Source organism: Stenotrophomonas sp. 86428_Sma (genome assembly GCF_056481585.1).
In genome coordinates this window covers 3684449-3701070 of the sequence record NZ_CM151156.1, presented here as the reverse complement: position 1 = coordinate 3701070, position 16622 = coordinate 3684449, and the positions used below count along the sequence as shown (strand labels likewise).

10 protein-coding genes are annotated in these 16622 nt (G+C 66.0%); 7 read left to right on the top strand and 3 right to left on the bottom strand.

Going from position 1 to position 16622, the window contains the following annotated elements:
• Positions 1 to 63 precede the first annotated feature (63 nt).
• The 5 genes from acnD to ACZK3J_RS17035 all read left to right on the top strand — a co-directional run bounded on the left by acnD (position 64) and on the right by ACZK3J_RS17035 (position 6170).
• A complete protein-coding gene (gene acnD, locus ACZK3J_RS17055) occupies positions 64 to 2682 on the top strand; it encodes a Fe/S-dependent 2-methylisocitrate dehydratase AcnD (protein ID WP_478476090.1) in 2619 nt (872 codons plus the stop codon).
• A gap of 101 nt (positions 2683 to 2783) precedes the next feature.
• Positions 2784 to 3041 (top strand): type II toxin-antitoxin system ParD family antitoxin, encoded by a 258-nt coding sequence (locus ACZK3J_RS17050; protein ID WP_019338677.1) that lies wholly within the window; start codon positions 2784 to 2786, stop codon positions 3039 to 3041.
• A gap of 32 nt (positions 3042 to 3073) precedes the next feature.
• Positions 3074 to 3355 (top strand): type II toxin-antitoxin system RelE/ParE family toxin, encoded by a 282-nt coding sequence (locus tag ACZK3J_RS17045; protein ID WP_414577081.1) that lies wholly within the window; start codon positions 3074 to 3076, stop codon positions 3353 to 3355.
• 23 nt (positions 3356 to 3378) lie between these two features.
• A complete protein-coding gene (prpF, locus tag ACZK3J_RS17040; RefSeq protein WP_478476089.1) occupies positions 3379 to 4557 on the top strand; it encodes a 2-methylaconitate cis-trans isomerase PrpF in 1179 nt (392 codons plus the stop codon).
• Positions 4558 to 4709: 152 nt separating this feature from the next.
• Positions 4710 to 6170, top strand: coding sequence for a bifunctional 2-methylcitrate dehydratase/aconitate hydratase (locus ACZK3J_RS17035; protein ID WP_414577085.1), 1461 nt, complete (start codon positions 4710 to 4712; stop codon positions 6168 to 6170).
• Positions 6171 to 6366: 196 nt separating this feature from the next.
• Here ACZK3J_RS17035 and ACZK3J_RS17030 read toward each other — a convergent pair whose 3' ends face one another.
• Complete coding sequence (locus tag ACZK3J_RS17030; protein WP_049463112.1) at positions 6367 to 7389, bottom strand: WD40 repeat domain-containing protein; 1023 nt, start codon at positions 7387 to 7389, stop codon at positions 6367 to 6369.
• A 502-nt stretch (positions 7390 to 7891) separates the two neighbouring features.
• Between ACZK3J_RS17030 and ACZK3J_RS17025 the strand changes: the two genes are divergently transcribed.
• Positions 7892 to 12799 (top strand): alpha-2-macroglobulin family protein, encoded by a 4908-nt coding sequence (locus ACZK3J_RS17025; RefSeq protein ID WP_478476088.1) that lies wholly within the window; start codon positions 7892 to 7894, stop codon positions 12797 to 12799.
• Between the two features lie 64 nt (positions 12800 to 12863).
• Positions 12864 to 15245 carry a penicillin-binding protein 1C gene (pbpC, locus tag ACZK3J_RS17020; RefSeq protein ID WP_414577089.1) on the top strand — a complete coding sequence of 794 codons (2382 nt, stop codon included), beginning with the start codon at positions 12864 to 12866 and terminating at the stop codon, positions 15243 to 15245.
• Between the two features lie 129 nt (positions 15246 to 15374).
• On the opposite strand, the gene ACZK3J_RS17015 is transcribed toward pbpC, so the two are convergent.
• The gene (locus ACZK3J_RS17015) at positions 15375 to 15950 is read right to left on the bottom strand and encodes a ferritin-like domain-containing protein (RefSeq protein WP_414577091.1); all 576 of its coding nucleotides are present in this window, start codon (positions 15948 to 15950) and stop codon (positions 15375 to 15377) included.
• A 29-nt stretch (positions 15951 to 15979) separates the two neighbouring features.
• On the bottom strand, positions 15980 to 16462 hold the full coding sequence (locus ACZK3J_RS17010) for a peroxiredoxin (RefSeq protein ID WP_414577093.1): 483 nt from the start codon (positions 16460 to 16462) through the stop codon (positions 15980 to 15982).
• Between the last annotated feature and the right edge of the window lie 160 nt (positions 16463 to 16622).

The window sequence follows — 16622 nt, the reverse complement described above, 5'->3', positions numbered from 1 at the left end:
CGGCCGGATGCTTTCGCCGCCGCACCGCCGGCACCCGGCCCGCCTCAAGCACTCCGCCAGCCCATGAATACCGATTACCGCAAGAACCTCCCCGGCAGCACGCTGGACTATTTCGACGCGCGCGCCGCTGTCGATGCGATCCAGCCTGGCGCCTATGCCACCCTGCCGTACACCTCGCGCGTGCTGGCCGAGAACCTGGTGCGTCGCTGCGATCCGGCTACGCTTGGCGATTCGCTGAAGCAGCTGATCGAGCGCCGCCGCGACCTCGACTTCCCGTGGTTCCCGGCACGCGTGGTCTGCCACGACATCCTCGGCCAGACCGCACTGGTCGACCTGGCTGGCCTGCGTGATGCGATCGCCGACAAGGGCGGTGACCCGGCCAAGGTCAATCCGGTGGTGCCGGTGCAGCTGATCGTCGATCACTCGCTGGCGGTGGAGTGCGGTGGTTTCGATCCGCAGGCGTTCGAGAAGAACCGCGCCATCGAAGATCGCCGCAACGAAGACCGTTTCCACTTCATCGATTGGACCAAGCTGGCGTTCGAGAACGTGGACGTGATTCCGCCGGGCAACGGCATCATGCACCAGATCAACCTGGAGAAGATGTCGCCGGTGGTCTACGTGCAGGACGGCGTGGCCTTCCCGGATACCTGCGTGGGTACCGACAGCCATACCCCGCACGTGGATGCACTGGGCGTGATCGCGATTGGTGTTGGCGGCCTGGAAGCAGAGAACGTGATGCTGGGCCGCGCCTCGTGGATGCGCCTGCCGGACATCATCGGCGTCGAGCTGACCGGCAAGCCGCAGCCCGGCATCACTGCGACCGACGTGGTGCTGGCATTGACCGAGTTCCTGCGCAAGGAACGCGTGGTGGGCGCCTGGCTTGAATTCTTCGGCGAGGGTGCCGCGGCACTGACCATCGGTGACCGCGCCACCATTTCCAACATGTGCCCGGAGTACGGCGCGACCGCCGCGATGTTCTACATCGACGGGCAGACCATCGATTACCTGCGCCTGACCGGCCGCGAGGAATCGCAGGTGGCGCTGGTGGAGAACTACGCCCGTACCACCGGCCTCTGGGCCGATGACCTGGCCACCGCACAATACGAGCGCGTGCTGCGCTTCGATCTGTCGACCGTGGTGCGCAACATGGCCGGGCCGAGCAATCCGCATCGCCGCCTGCCGGTGGCCGAACTGGCCGAGCGCGGCATCGCCGACGAAGCCAAGCTGGAAGCGGGCAAGGCCGAGCAGGCGCAGGGGCTGATGCCCGACGGCGCGGTGATCATCGCCGCCATCACCAGCTGCACCAATACGTCCAATCCGCGCAACGTGATCGCCGCCGCACTGCTGGCGCGCAAGGCCAACGAGCGTGGCCTGCTGCGCAAGCCGTGGGTGAAGTCGTCGCTGGCGCCGGGTTCGAAGGCGGTGCAGCTGTACCTGGAAGAGGCCGGCCTGCTGCCGGACTTGGAAAAGCTCGGCTTCGGCATCGTCGCCTTCGCCTGCACCACCTGCAACGGCATGAGTGGCGCGCTGGACCCGAAGATCCAGCAGGAAATCATCGACCGCGACCTGTATTCCACCGCCGTGTTGTCGGGCAACCGCAACTTCGATGGCCGCATCCACCCGTATGCGAAGCAGGCCTTCCTGGCTTCGCCGCCGCTGGTGATCGCCTATGCCATCGCCGGCACCGTGCGCTTCGATATCGAGAAGGACGTGCTGGGCGTGGACACCGACGGCAACGAGGTGCGCCTGAAGGACATCTGGCCGAGCGACGCCGAGATCGACGCGGTGGTGAAGGCCTCGGTGAAGCCGGAGCAGTTCCGCCGCGTCTACAACCCGATGTTCAACGTGCGCGTGGAGCACGGTGCGGCGGGCAGCCCGCTGTACGACTGGCGCCCGCAGAGCACCTACATCCGTCGTCCGCCGTACTGGGAAGGCGCGCTGGCCGGTGAGCGTACGCTGTCTGGCATGCGCGCATTGGCGGTGCTGCCGGACAACATCACCACCGACCACCTGTCGCCGTCCAACGCGATCCTGGCGTCCAGTGCCGCCGGTGAGTACCTGGCGAAGATGGGCCTGCCGGAAGAGGACTTCAATTCCTACGCGACCCACCGCGGTGACCACCTGACCGCGCAGCGCGCTACGTTCGCCAATCCGAAGCTGTTCAACGAGATGGTGCGCAACGACGATGGCAGCGTGAAGCAGGGCTCGCTGGCGCGCGTGGAGCCGGAAGGCAAGGTGATGCGCATGTGGGAAGCGATCGAGACCTACATGGACCGCAAGCAGCCGCTGATCATCATCGCCGGTGCCGACTACGGCCAGGGCAGCTCGCGTGACTGGGCCGCCAAGGGCGTGCGCCTGGCCGGCGTGGAAGCGATCGCGGCCGAAGGCTTCGAACGGATTCACCGTACCAACCTGATCGGCATGGGCGTGCTGCCGCTGGAGTTCAAGCCGGGCACCACCCGCCTGACCCTGGGTATCGATGGCACCGAGACCTTCGACGTGATCGGTGAGCGCACCCCGCGTGCCGAGCTGACCCTGGTCATCCATCGCCGCGACGGCCAGGACGTCACGGTGCCGGTTACCTGCCGCTTGGACAGCGATGAGGAAGTGGCGATCTACGAAGCCGGCGGCGTGCTGCAGCGCTTCGCCCAGGACTTCCTGGAAGGCGCCAGGGTGGCGTGATAGCCGACTGAATGCCTGCCCCCGGAGGCCCGGGGGCGGGCTTGTCCGACTCGAGGGTGGGGCGCACACTGACTTGGCAAAAACTGCCAATGGAGAGTCTCATGGCCACCATGAACATTTCGCTGACCGACCCGCTCAAGCAGTTCGTGGACGAGGAAGTGCGCGAAGGCGGCTACTCCAGCACGTCGGATTATGTGCGTGATCTGATCCGCCAGCGCCAGCGCAGCAAGGCCGAAGAACTGCTCAAGCAGCTGATTGCCGAAGGGCTGGCTTCCGGGCCTGGCGTCCCGGTGACAGCCGACACATTTGAGCGTATGCGTCGCGAACTGACCGAAAGGATGGAGCGTGAAGGCGATTGAATGGAGGCCCAGGGCCGAAGCCGACGCAGCCGATGCCGCGCTATGGTTCGCACGGCAGGGGGGGGCTGGTGCTGGGTCGGCGCTTTCTCGCCGAGTTGGAGGCCACGCTTCAACGTATTGCGATGTTCCCTGCGTCAGGTTCCGTCCGCCATGCCGACCTCGCCGCACAGTTGCCGGCACTCTTGCGCTTCATGCAGGTTCCGGGCGTTGAACGCTATCTCGTCTACTACCTCGATCTGCCGGACCGCGTGGACGTCATGCGGGTGTGGTGCGTTGATCGTGGCCTTGACGCACTGATGCAAGACATTTCCTGAAATCCAAACGCTTGGATCCGACGATGAATTTTCTTCCGCAACTCCGAATTCCCGCCACCTACATGCGCGGCGGCACCAGCAAGGGCGTGTTCTTCCGCCTGCAGGACCTGCCCGAGGCCGCGCAGGTGCCGGGCGCCGCGCGTGACGCGCTGCTGATGCGCGTGATCGGTTCGCCCGATCCGTATGGCAAGCAGACCGATGGCATGGGGGGCGCCACCTCCAGCACCAGCAAGTGCGTGATCATCTCCACTGCCTCTGTGCCGGATCACGATGTCAACTATCTGTACGGTCAGGTGGCGATCGACACCGCCTTCGTCGATTGGAGCGGCAACTGCGGCAATCTCAGCACTGCGGTGGGTCCGTTCGCAATCGCCAACGGACTGATCGATCCGGCCCGGGTACCGCGTGACGGCCTGTGCACCGTACGCATCTGGCAGGCCAACATCGGCAAGACCATCATCGCCCACGTGCCGATGCGCGATGGCGAAGTGCAGGAGATCGGCGATTTCGAGCTGGACGGCGTGACCTTCCCGGCGGCCGAGATCCAGCTGGAATTCATCGATCCGTCCGATGACGGCGATGCGGGCGCGATGTTCCCGACCGGCAATCTGGTCGATACCCTGGAAGTGCCCGGCGTGGGTAGCTTCGAGGTGACGATGATCACCGCCGGCATCCCGACCATCTTTCTCAACGCCGTCGACCTGGGCTACAGCGGCACCGAGCTGCAGCCGGCGATCAACGAAGACAAGGCCGCGCTGCAGAAGTTCGAGGCCATCCGCGCCTACGGCGCCTTGCGCATGGGGCTGATCAAGAGCCTGGAAGACGCGGCGACCCGCCAGCACACGCCGAAGGTGGCCTTCGTGGCGCCGGCACAGGACTACGTTTCGTCCAGCGGCAAGGCCATTCCGGCGTCGGCGATCGACCTGCATGCGCGTGCGCTGTCGATGGGCAAGCTGCACCACGCGATGATGGGAACTGCCGCCGTGGCGATCGGCACCGCAGCAGCGATTCCAGGCACCCTGGTCAATCGTGCGGCGGGTGGTGGCGAGCGGGAGGCGGTGACCTTCGGTCATCCCTCCGGCACGCTGCGCGTGGGCGCGCAGGCCGGCCTCGTTGACGGCCAGTGGACGGTGACCAAGGCCATCATGAGCCGCAGCGCCCGTGTGCTGATGGAAGGCAAGGTGCGGGTGCCGGCCGAGTAACCAGCCGGTCGGCGCTGGCATCACATGCTTCGGTAGATGCCAACCTTGGTTGGCATGGCATTGGCACCGCCCGGGCAATGTCCAGCGCCAACCAAGGTTGGCGACTACCGGGATGCGCGGCCTGACCTGCTTTTCTGAAGAGGAGATCGACGATGTCCGACAGCCACACCCCATCCAACGAGCGTGCAGCGTGGGATGCGCTGCTGGTGGACATCGTCGATTACGTGCGCGACGCACGCATCGACTCACCGCTGGCGTTCCAGACCGCGCACCACTGCCTGCTCGATACGCTTGGGTGCGGACTGGAGGCACTTTCTTTCCCGGCCTGCAGCAAGCTGCTCGGTCCACTGGTGCCGGGCATCAGCGTGGTCAACGGCGCGCGCGTGCCGGGCACGCACTACGTGCTGGACCCGGTGCAGGCCGCCTTCAACCTCGGCGCAATGGTGCGTTGGCTGGATTTCAACGACACCTGGCTGGCGGCCGAATGGGGCCATCCGTCGGACAACCTGGGCGGCATCCTTGCCGTCTGCGATTGGCTGGGGCGCAACGCGCAGGCCCTGCGTCGTCCGCCGCCGACCGTGCACGATGTGCTGCTGGCGATGATCAAGGCGCACGAGATCCAGGGCGTGCTGGCGCTGCAGAACTCCTTCAACCGGGTGGGGCTCGACCACGTGGTGCTGGTCAAGGTGGCCACCACTGCCGTGGTCGCCCAACTTCTCGGGCTGGACCGCGAGCGCATGCTCAATGCGCTGTCGCTGGTCTGGGTCGATGGCCAAGCGCTGCGCACCTACCGGCACGCTCCCAACACCGGCACGCGCAAGAGCTGGGCGGCCGGCGATGCGACCAGTCGTGGCGTGCGCCTGGCCTTGATGGCGGCCAGTGGTGAGATGGGCTATCCCAGCGTGCTCAGCGCGCCAACCTGGGGCTTCGAGGCCGTGTCCATGCGCGGTCAGGCACTGACGCTGGGGCGACCGTTGGGCAGCTATGTGATGGAGAACGTGCTGTTCAAGATCAGCTACCCGGCCGAGTTCCACGGCCAGACCGCAGTGGAGGCCGCGGTCATGCTGCACCAGCAGTTGCGTGCGATGGGGCGGCGGGTCGAGGACATCGCGCACATTGCGATCCGGACCCAGGAAGCCTGCATCCGCATCATCGACAAGCAGGGCCCACTGCATAACCCGGCCGACCGCGACCACTGCGTGCAGTACATGGTCGCCATCGCGCTGCTGCACGGGCGGTTGACGGCCGAGGATTACGAGGACGACGTTGCCGCCGACCCGCGAATCGACGCACTGCGCGCGAAGATGACCTGCCATGAAGACCCGCAGCTCAGCGCCGATTACCTGGACCCGGAAAAGCGCAGCATCGCCAACGGCCTGAGCGTGCGCTTCACCGATGGCACCGAGCTGCCCGAGGTACTGGTGGAATACCCGCTGGGCCACGCGCGCCGACGTGAGGAGGGCATTCCACTGCTGATGGACAAATTCCGCCGGCACCTGGCCCACCGCTTCCCGACCAGCCAGCAGCAGCGCATCCTGGCCGCATCGCTGGACCCGGTGGCCCTGGCGGCAATGCCGGTGACCGACTACGTGGACCTGTACCTGCCGGTGTAGCAACGCTTTGGTGGATCTGACACCACGCCTGCTCGCCGGGCACGTGGCTGCACCTGCTTTGGTAGGTGCCAACCTTGGTTGGCACGGCCGACGCCAACCAGGGTTGGCATCTACCGGGATGCTTTGGTCCACGCTGCAGTCTGCAGAGGTTCCTCAGAGATAGTGTAATCCCGCGATAGCGATAGACTAAGCCGGATCAGATCGCATATGTGGAAAGGCATCCATAGTCGGTGCGTACCGAAATGGCATTGTCTCCCGTCCATGCAATATGCGCGGTACGCACCACATGATCGACGGGAAAGCGTCGAATTTCCCTCATATCCGTGAAGTCATGAAGGGCAATATGTCCACGGTGCAGGATGGCGAGTCGCTTGCTATCGCTATCCAGTGCAAAGTCAGTTCGTGTCATGTCAGCGAACTCCGGCCACCCGGGGCGGGATTCGCCTGTTGCCGCGTCCAGGCACAGCAGGCGCCACCGTCCATACTCTTCCAACGCCAACAACCAGCGCCCATCCGCGCTCCACTCCATCTTGACGATCATTTCAAAATCAGCCTGATGTCGGCGCACGGTCTTGGCCTGGGCGACATCGATGTACTCGATCTCACCCGGATTGGCACAGCAGGCAAGCATCGTGGCATCCGCTGAGAGCGTGCCCATCATCTGCTCGGAATGCCCGCCAACCATCGCAGGGGAGCGCGCCAGCTGCATGATGTGCCTTCCATCGTCGAGTCTCATTACCGTTACCTGCTCACCGTCATGCCATGCGGCATGCCCGTTGGACCTTGTCAGGAAGGGCGATGACAGTACGGATGCATCGCTGATCCGCTGGGGAGGACTGCCATCTGAAGTCCAAAGGTAGATTCCAGAGTCGAATCGAATCAGGAATCCTGTCCGGTCATCCGTAGGTAGTGCCGACCAGGCAAGGTCCGTCTTGCTTGATCGCCAACCATGGATGATCTCAGCGTCTTCACCAATGAGCAGCAACATGTCGGTTGCCGCACCATGCGTGTCTTCGTCCTGGTGCTGATTGGTCGCCAGCTTCCCATTGCAACCCGCAATCATCAGGGCTCCCGTGTACCCCCCGCCAATGTAACGATGCATGCAGGGTTCGCCTGCGGCAGCAGCAGGGTTCACGAGTACGAAGCCCTTTTTCAGCCGCGACCACTCCTGTTTGATGGCCCATTTCAGTGCCTCGTCGGGACTCGGGAAGTCTTTCAACTGTGACTTCAGCTTCCCGGGGCTTCCGGAGGTGACTTCGACAGTACCTCGGTCACATCGCGTACCCCAGACCTTACCGGTCGCTGGATCCTGAATCATGCGTACTCGTGTCATTGCAATGTTCACTGCTGTTCAGAAGGCCTGATGCCGATGCTACAGCGGCGACTGAAGGCCGATTGGGAAGTCGCTCAATCGAGGGTTGAACCCGTCACTTTGGGGCGACTTCGGCCTTCTCTCCGCCGGGACATTGCGCGCCACGATTGGGGGAGCGCCCGATCCCAAGCCAGACAGGTTGCCGGCATCGGCCTGTGCCTGGCGCGGCGGGGGAGGGGCACTTGGGTAGGTGCCAACCTTGGTTGCCACGGCTATCGCCAACCGAGGTTGGCGGCTACCGGTTCCGCCGGCCAGCGGCCGGCACTACCCGCCCGGGCAATTGCCGAATTCGCGTCAACACCTTGACGCGGCCTGCCTATAATGGCCGCCTCGATCAAGGAGTGACGACATGAGCGGTCCGGCACGGCGGAAGCGGTGGGGATGGGCGGCGGCGGTACTGGCAGGAGGCCTGTTGCTGGGCCTGGCCGGCTGCCGCAACGACGGCGGGCAGCTGCCCAAGGCCAGTGGTGAGGCGATCACCACCAAAGCCGAGCAGGTGAAGGAATTCACCCTGCTGCGCGCCTACCCGGACCAGAAGAATGACGGCCTGTCGCTGGCGCTGGAGTTCTCGCGCCCACTGGTCGGCACCCAGGATTTCGACAAGCTGGTGCGCTTCGAAGAGAAGGTCGGCACCGACGACAGCAGCTGGACGCTGTCCGATGACGGCCTGACCCTGCGTTACCCGTTCGTCGAGGCCGGCAAGGAGTTCAGCCTGGTGGTCTCGCCGGACCTGCTGGCCGCCGATGGCAGCCGGCTGGGCAAGGAACTGAAGCAGAAGGTGTTCAGCGGCGAGCTGAGGCCGGTGGTTGGCTTCGCCTCGCAGGGCAGCGTGCTGCCGGCCAAGGACAGCCGTGGCCTGCCGGTGGTCTCGGTGAACGTGCCGGAGGTCGACGTCGAGTTCCTGCGCGTGCGCGAGAAGGACCTGCCGACCTTCTTCAGCCAGTACCAGCGCGGCGGCCGCCGTGGCAGCTGGGAGCTGAGCAGCGACTACGAGCGCAGCCCGATCAACAAGCTGGCCGAGCCGGTCTACGTCAACCGTTTCATCCTGGGGGGCAAGAAGAACGAGCGGGTGCTGACCTACCTGCCGACCCAGGACATCAAGGAACTGCAGGAGCCGGGCCTGTACTTTGCCCTGCTCAAGCGCACCGGTGACTACGAAGGCGAGTTCGATACCGCGTTCTTCTCGGTCAGCGACATCGGCCTGCATACCCGTGCCTACAAGGACAAGCTGTTCGTGCACACCGCCGGCCTCAAGGACGGCGCGCCGCTGAAGGGCACCGACCTGCGCGTGCTGGATGCCAAGGGCGAAGTGGTGCTGAAGGGCAGCACCGACGGCAACGGCAATGCGCTGCTGAACTACACGCTGGATGCCACTCACGTGCTGGTCGCCAGCACGGGCAAGGACACCAGCTTCCTGCCGTTCAACCAGCCGGCGCTGGACCTGAGCGAATTCGCCGTGGCCGGCCGTGACAATGCCTGGTTCGACGTCTATGCCTGGTCCGGGCGCGACCTGTATCGCCCGGGCGAAACCGTGCGCCTGTCCGCACTGCTGCGCGACAACGATGGCAAGCCGGTCAAGGCTCAGCCGGTGTTCCTGCGCCTGAAGCAGCCCGACGGCAAGACCTTCCGCGAGACCCGCCTGCAGCCGGGCGAGCAGGGCTACATCAACTTCGAGCAGGTGATCCCCGCCGAGGCGCCGACCGGGCGCTGGCAGGTCGAATTCCGCACCGACCCGGCCAGCAAGGAAGCGATCCAGGGCATGACCCTGCGCATCGAGGAGTTCCTGCCGGAACGCATGAAGCTGGACCTGGACAGCGCGCAGAAGACGCTGAAGCCGGGTGAGGACCTGCGTCTGCAGGCCAATGGTGCCTATCTGTATGGCGCGCCGGCCGATGGCAACCGCTTCACGGCACGTATGGCGGTGGCCGCCGAACAGAAGCCGGTGGAGGGCCTGCCGGGCTATTTCTTCGGTGACCCGACCCTGCAGCTGCCGCGCGAGGCCAAGGACGTGATCGATACCACGCTGCCGGGCAACGGCCAGCTGCGTGAGGACGTCGCGTTGCCGGAAGAGGCAGCCAAGGCCAAGGCGCCGATTGCCGTAGTGCTGTCCGGCAGCCTGTATGAAACCGGTGGCCGCACGGTCACCCGTACCCTGAAGCGGGTGATGTGGCCGGCCAACGCCCTGGTCGGTGTACGCCCGCTGTTCAACCCGGAGGACGGTGCCGATTCCAACGGCAACGCGCGCTTCGAATTGATGCGCGTGGATGCTGCTGGTACGCCGCAGCCGGCCAAGGGCCTGAAGATCACCCTGGTGCGCGAGCTGCGCGACTACCACTGGACCTTCAACGACAACCGCTGGGACTACGATTTCACCCGCCGTTTCGAGAACAAGGAAACCCGCACCGTCGATGCCGGCAGCAGTGCGGTCGCCTTCGATTTCCCGGTGGAGTGGGGCGAGTACCGGGTGGACGTGTTCGACCCGTCCACCGGCCTGACCAGCCGTTACCCGTTCCGCGCCGGCTGGAGCTGGGGTGATGACAACCGCGGCCTGGACGCGCGCCCTGACAAGATCAAGCTGGGCCTGGACAAGACCGGCTACAAGGCAGGCGACACGCTAGAGGTGACGGTGACCCCGCCGCACGCCGGCAAGGGCATCCTGATGGTCGAGACCGACCGCATGCTGTACGTGCAGGACATCGACGCCAAGCCGGGTTCGACCTTCAAGATTCCGGTCACCGCTGACTGGGAGCGCCACGACGTCTACATCACCGCGCTGGTGTTCCGCGGCGGCAGTGCGCCGAGCAAGATCACCCCGGCCCGTGCGGTGGGCGTGGTGCACGTACCGATGGACCGCAAGGGGCGCACCGTGGCCGTCGGCCTGGCAGCGCCCAAGCAGATGCGACCGGAACAGGACCTGCCGGTGACGGTCAGCGCACCGCAGCTGGCCGGCAAAATGGCGCACGTCACGGTCTCGGCGGTGGACGTGGGCATCCTCAACATCACCCGCTTCCCGGTGCCCGATGCCGGTGCGCACTTCTTCGCCCAGCGTCGTCTCGGCATTGATGCCTATGACATCTACAGCCGGGTGATCGAGAGCTTTGACGGCGGTGCCGGCAAGCTGAAGTTCGGTGGCGACATGGCGCTGCAGGCATTGCCGCAGGCCAAGCGCCCGACTGCGCGCGTGCAGACCGTGGACCTGTTCTCCGGCCCGGTGCAGCTCGATGCCAAGGGCATCGCCCGCATCCGCCTGAAGGTGCCGGACTTCAACGGCACCCTGCGGGTGTCGGCACTGGTCTACAGCGATGACCAGTACGGCAAGCGCGATGTGGAAACCGTGGTGCGCGCGCCGATCCTGGCCGAAGCCAGCATGCCGCGCGTGCTCGCCCCGGGCGACCGCAGCACCGTGACCCTGGACGTGCAGAACTTCACCGGCAAGCCGGGCCAGTTCAACGTGAAGGTGGAAAGCGAAGGCCCGCTGAACCTGGGCGAGGGCAGCCGCAGCGTGCAGTTGAATGCCGATGCCAAGACAACGCTGAGTTTCCCGCTGTCCGCGCGTGAGGGCCACAGCGTGGCCAAGGTGCGCGTACGTGTGGACGGCAATGGCTTCAAGGCCGATCGCCGCTACGAGCTGCCGGTGCGTGCGGCGTGGCCGCAGGTGCTGCGTTCGCAGGTACGTACGCTTGATCCGCTGGCGGCGGTCAGCCTCGACAACAGCCTGACCGATGGCCTGATGTCCGAGTCGGTGAATGCCCGCCTGCTGGTCAGCCCGCTGCCGCCGATCCCGTTCGCCAGTGCGCTGCAGGGGGCGTTGAACTACCCGTATGGCTGTGCCGAGCAGACCACCAGCAAGGGCTACGCCGCGCTGATCCTGGACCAGGCGACGTCGTCGATGCTCGGCGCCGACGGCCTGGATGCCAAGACCCGCCGCGAGCGCATGGAAGGTGCGTTCGGTCGCCTGGCGTCGATGCAGGTGGCCAATGGCAACTTCTCGATGTGGGGTGACGACGGCTACGTGAACCCGTGGCTGACGCCTTACATCACCGAGTTCCTGCTCGATGCCAAGGACGCCGGTTTCGCGGTGCCGGACAACGTGCTGCAGAAGGCACTGAACCGGCTCAGCGAGGATCTGCTGTCCGGTGGCAATCAGTTCTACGGCCAGGACGACCGCGAGAAGCTGAAGTTCGCCAATCAGGCGTATTCGGGCTACGTGCTGGCCAGGGTCAACCGTGCGCCGCTGGGTACCCTGCGCACGCTGTATGACAACGAGCGCAGCAAGGCGGTCGGCGGCCTGTCGCTGGTCCATCTGGGCGTGGCGCTGTCGCTGCAGGGCGATGCCAAGCGTGGCCAGGCGGCATTGTCCGCCGCCTTCGCCAAGTCCAGCAGCGAACGCCCGTCGTACTTCGGCGACTACGGCAGCGCGATCCGTGATGACGCGCTGATGATCGCGCTGACCCACGAAAACAAGCTGGCCAAGCCGGCCTGGGATGCCCGTGCGGTGGATCTGGGCCGTGGCCTGGATGCGCGCCGCAATGCCGGCTGGATGTGGCTGAGCACGCAGGAACAGGTAGCGATCGCCCGCCTTGGCAAGGCACTGGCCGCCAATCAGAAGGCGCTGGTGGCCGGTGAGCTGGTGATCGGTGGCAACACCGAAGCCATCGGCGAGCGCAAGCTGTTCGGCCGCAATTTCAGCGCCAGCGAGCTGGCCAGCGGCGTGCGCTTCACTCCGCAGGGGCAGCCGCCGATGTTCGCCAGCATCGACGTTGCCGGTATCCCGCGCAGTGCGCCGGCACCGGACAACAGCGTGCTGGGCATTGAGCGCAGCTACTTCGGCACCGATGGCAAGCCGTGGTCGCCGCGCCCGCTGAAGGAAGGCGAAGCACTGATCGTGCGCGTCACCGTTACCGCCGACACCACGATGCCCGATGCACTGCTGACCGACCTGCTGCCGGCCGGCCTGGAGATCGAGAACTTCAACCTGGGCGATGCCAAGCAGTGGGCCGACGTGGTGGTCGATGGCATCACCATCAGCGACCGGGGTGAAGCCGCCGATACCAAGCACGAGGAATTCCGCGACGACCGCTACGTGGCCGCGCTGAAGCTCTCGCGTGGCAGCAAGGCCAACGTGTTCTACCTGGTGCGTGCGGTGACCCCGGGTACCTACTCGGTGCCGCCGCCGCTGGTGGAGGACATGTACCGGCCGCAGCTGCGTGGCGTTGGCCGCAGCAACCCGACCACGATCACGGTGGTACAGCCTTGATCCCACGGATGGGCCGCGACGGCGCGGCCCGTCCAGCTGGCAAGCTCCAATGCGGCACGCTGCAATGACGAACACGATGACGACCCGGCGGGCGGCCCTGCGCCGCCGGCTGCAGCCACTGTGGCCGTGGCTGCGCTGGGGTACGGCGGCCACGCTGGCACTGCTGCTGGTGCTGGATTTCGCCTTCCCGCCGCCGCTGCCGAAGCAACGCGATACCAGCACCCTGGTGGTGGCTGCCGACGGCACGCCATTGCGCGCGTTTGCCGATGCCGAGGGCGTGTGGCGCTATCCGGCCTCGATCGACAGCGTCTCACCGCTGTACTTGCAGGCGTTGCTGACCTATGAAGACCGCTGGTTCTGGCGCCATCCGGGCATCAACCCGCTGGCGATCCTGCGGGCCAGCGGCCAGCTGCTGCGCGGTGGTCGCATCGTGTCCGGTGGCTCGACCCTGACCATGCAGGTCGCACGCATCCTCGATCCGCATACGCGCACGCCCTGGGGAAAGCTCAAGCAGATGCTGCGCGCGGTGCAGCTGGAAGTTCACCTGAGCAAGCGGCAGATCCTGGCCCTGTATCTGGAGCGCGCGCCCTACGGTGGCACCATCGAGGGCGTGGAAGCGGCCAGCTGGGCCTATCTGGGCAAGCCGGCGGCGCAGCTGTCACATGCCGAGGCCGCCTTGCTGGCGGTACTGCCACAGGCACCGAGCCGGCTGCGCCCGGACCGCCACCCGGAAGCCGCGCAGAAAGCGCGTGACAAGGTGCTGTCACGCATGGCCGAACTGGGCGCGTGGACGCCGGAGGAAGTGCAGGATGCGCGCATCGAGAACGTGGTGGCACGCTCGCTGCGACCTCCGTTGCACGCCGCGCTGCTGGCGCAGCGCCTGCATTCGGCGCATCCGGGCCAGGCGCGCATCCAGAGCAGCATCGACATCGGCCTGCAGCGCACGCTGGAAGAACGCGTGGCGAGCTATTTCTCGACACTGCCCGAGCGTACTTCGGCGGCCTTGCTGGTGGTCGACAACCAGACTCTGCAGGCGCGTGCCTACGTCGGTACGTTGTCCTTTGGTGACCGCCAGCGGCTCGGCCACGTCGACATGGTGCAGGCCTGGCGCTCGCCGGGCTCCACGCTCAAGCCGTTCCTGTATGCGATGGCGCTGGACGATGGCCTGATCCATTCGGAAAGCCTGCTGGTCGATGCGCCGCAGAGTTTCGGTAGCTACCGGCCCGGCAACTTCGACATGGCCTTCAATGGGCCGATTGGTGCCTCCAGTGCATTGCGGCTGTCACTCAATGTGCCCTCGGTGGACCTGCTGCAGCGGGTCGGGGCCGCGCGCTTCGCCGCGCGCCTGTCGCACTCCGGCATCCAGCTGCGTTTCCCGCCGGGCAGCACGCCCAACCTGTCTTTGATTCTGGGCGGCACCGGTGCGCGGCTGGAAGATCTGGTCGGTGCGTTCGCCGCGCTCAACCGCAACGGCATTGCCGGACGCGTGCGCTACACCGATGACGAACCGATGATCGAGCGGCGCCTGGCCTCGCCGGGCGCAAGCTGGATCGTGCGCGAGATGCTGGAATCGAACCCTCGCCCGGGCTACAGCGTCGGCACCTTCGATGTCGGTGGCCGCCCGCGCGTGGCGTGGAAGACCGGCACCAGTTACGGGTACCGCGATGCGTGGGCGATCGGCAGCACGCGCCACTACACCGTGGGCGTGTGGGTGGGCCGGCCGGACGGCACACCGCTACCGGGCCAGTACGGCGCGGTGACCGCGCTGCCGCTGATGTTCGAAGTGGTGGACAGCCTGCCGCGCCAGCGCGGGGATTCGGCTGCTGCACCGATGCCGGCAAGTGTCAGCCAGGAAGATATCTGCTGGCCCACCGGCGAACGCGCCGAAGGCCTGCCGACGGCACTGTGCCAGCGGCGGATGTCGGCCTATCTGCTGGACGGCGCGGCACCACCGACCTTCCCCGAGCGCGAGGCGCGGCGCTGGCAGCCGGGGCGGCAGCGTTACTTGGCAGACGCGCGGACCGGACTGCGTGTGTCGGCCGATTGCCGTGCGTCACACGAGGAGGTGACACGCGAGATCGCGCGCTGGCCGGCGTTGTTGTCACCGTGGTTGCCCAAGGCCACGCGCGCTGCCTCGCAGTTGCCGGCGTTGTCGCCGGATTGCCGCGACGACGGGCGTGAGGCCAGCGTGGCCCTGCACATCGATGGCCTCAATGATGGCGCTGCACTGGCGCGTGCACCCAATGCCGAACATGGCGTGCGCCTGCAGCTGCGCGCGCTGGGCAGCGAGCAGGCGGTGGACTGGCTGCTGGATGGCCGTTGGATCGCGCAGACCCGTGGCGCGCAGTTGATGCAGCGCGAGTTCGCCGAGCCGGGCGCACACACCCTGACCGCGCTGGCGGCCGATGGCGCGTGGACGCAGGTGCGGTTCAACGTTCTCCGCTAGATGCCGACCTTGGTCGGCGCGCGGTCCAACGCCAACGACACCGCAGTGCTCTGGTAGGTGCCAACCTTGGTTGGCACGCGATAAATGCGCCCACCAAGGTGGGCATCTACCAAGGCGTATGCGGGGCCGCTATTCCCCGATCCACCCATCCAGCAGGTCGGCGAATTCGTCGGCGTGTTCCTCTTCCTGCGCCAGTATCTCTTCAAGGATGCGCTTGGTGGTGGTATCGCGGTCGCCGATGAAGTTGATCATCTCGCGGTAGCTGTCGATGGCGATGCGTTCGGCCACCAGGTTCTCGCGCACCATGTCGCGCAGGTCGCTGCCTTCCTTGTACTCGGCATGCGAGCGCGCGGTCAGCGTGTCGGGGTTGAAGTCCGGCTCGCCGCCGAGCTGGACGATGCGCTCGGCCAGCTTGCCGGCGTGCGCCTGTTCCTGCTGTGCATGTTCGAGGAATTCGCCTTTCACCGCGTCGGCCAGCATGCCCTTGGCCATGAAGTAGTGCCGGTAGTAGCGCAGCACGCATACGTACTCGGTGGCCAGTGCATCGTTGAGCAGCTTGATCACGACCTTGCGGTCGGCGCTGTAGCTGTCGGTGATCGCACCGTCTTCGATGTTGCGCCGGGCGCGTTCGCGCAGGGTCTTGCGGTCGCTGATGCCGGGAACCCTGGCGGCGGGCTTTGCGGCTTTGGCTGGCTTGGTGGACATGGCTGGCCGTTTCCTCTTGCGGTGGGGAATCAGGTAGGCAGGTGCTCCAGCACGTATTCGGCCGAAGACACCTCGAACTGGCCCGGCTGCTCGATCCAGGCCGCACGCACCACGCCATCGACCACGTACAGCGCGAAGCGCCGCGAGCGGATGCCCATGCCCGAGGCGCTGGCGTCGAGCTCCAGGCCGAGCGCGCGGGTCAGTTCGGCATTGCCGTCGGACAGCATCAGCAGGCCCTCGGGCACGCTCTGGTCGGCGGCCCATGCCTTCATCACGAACGGGTCGTTGACGGCCATGCAGTAGACGTCGATGCCGCGCTGGCGGAACGCCTGGAACTTCTCGACGTAGCCGGGCAGGTGGCGCGCCGAGCAGGTCGGGGTGAACGCGCCGGGCACGGCGAACAGCACCACCTTGCGTGCGTCGAACAGCGAATGCGTATCGAGCGTTTCGATGCCCTCGCGGATGCGCTTGAGGGTCACTTCCGGAATGCGGTCGCCGACATGGATGGTCATGGGGAACTCCTTGCTGGGGCAGGCTAGTGGGCCGGATGGGACAGGGGCGTCAAGACATTGGAAAACCCGTGTGCAGGCCCCATCTTCAGGCTTTGCGGCGGGGGCTTCCAGCCACAGCGTGGCGCATGGGGATGGCAGTCGCATTGCGCAGGATCAGTCG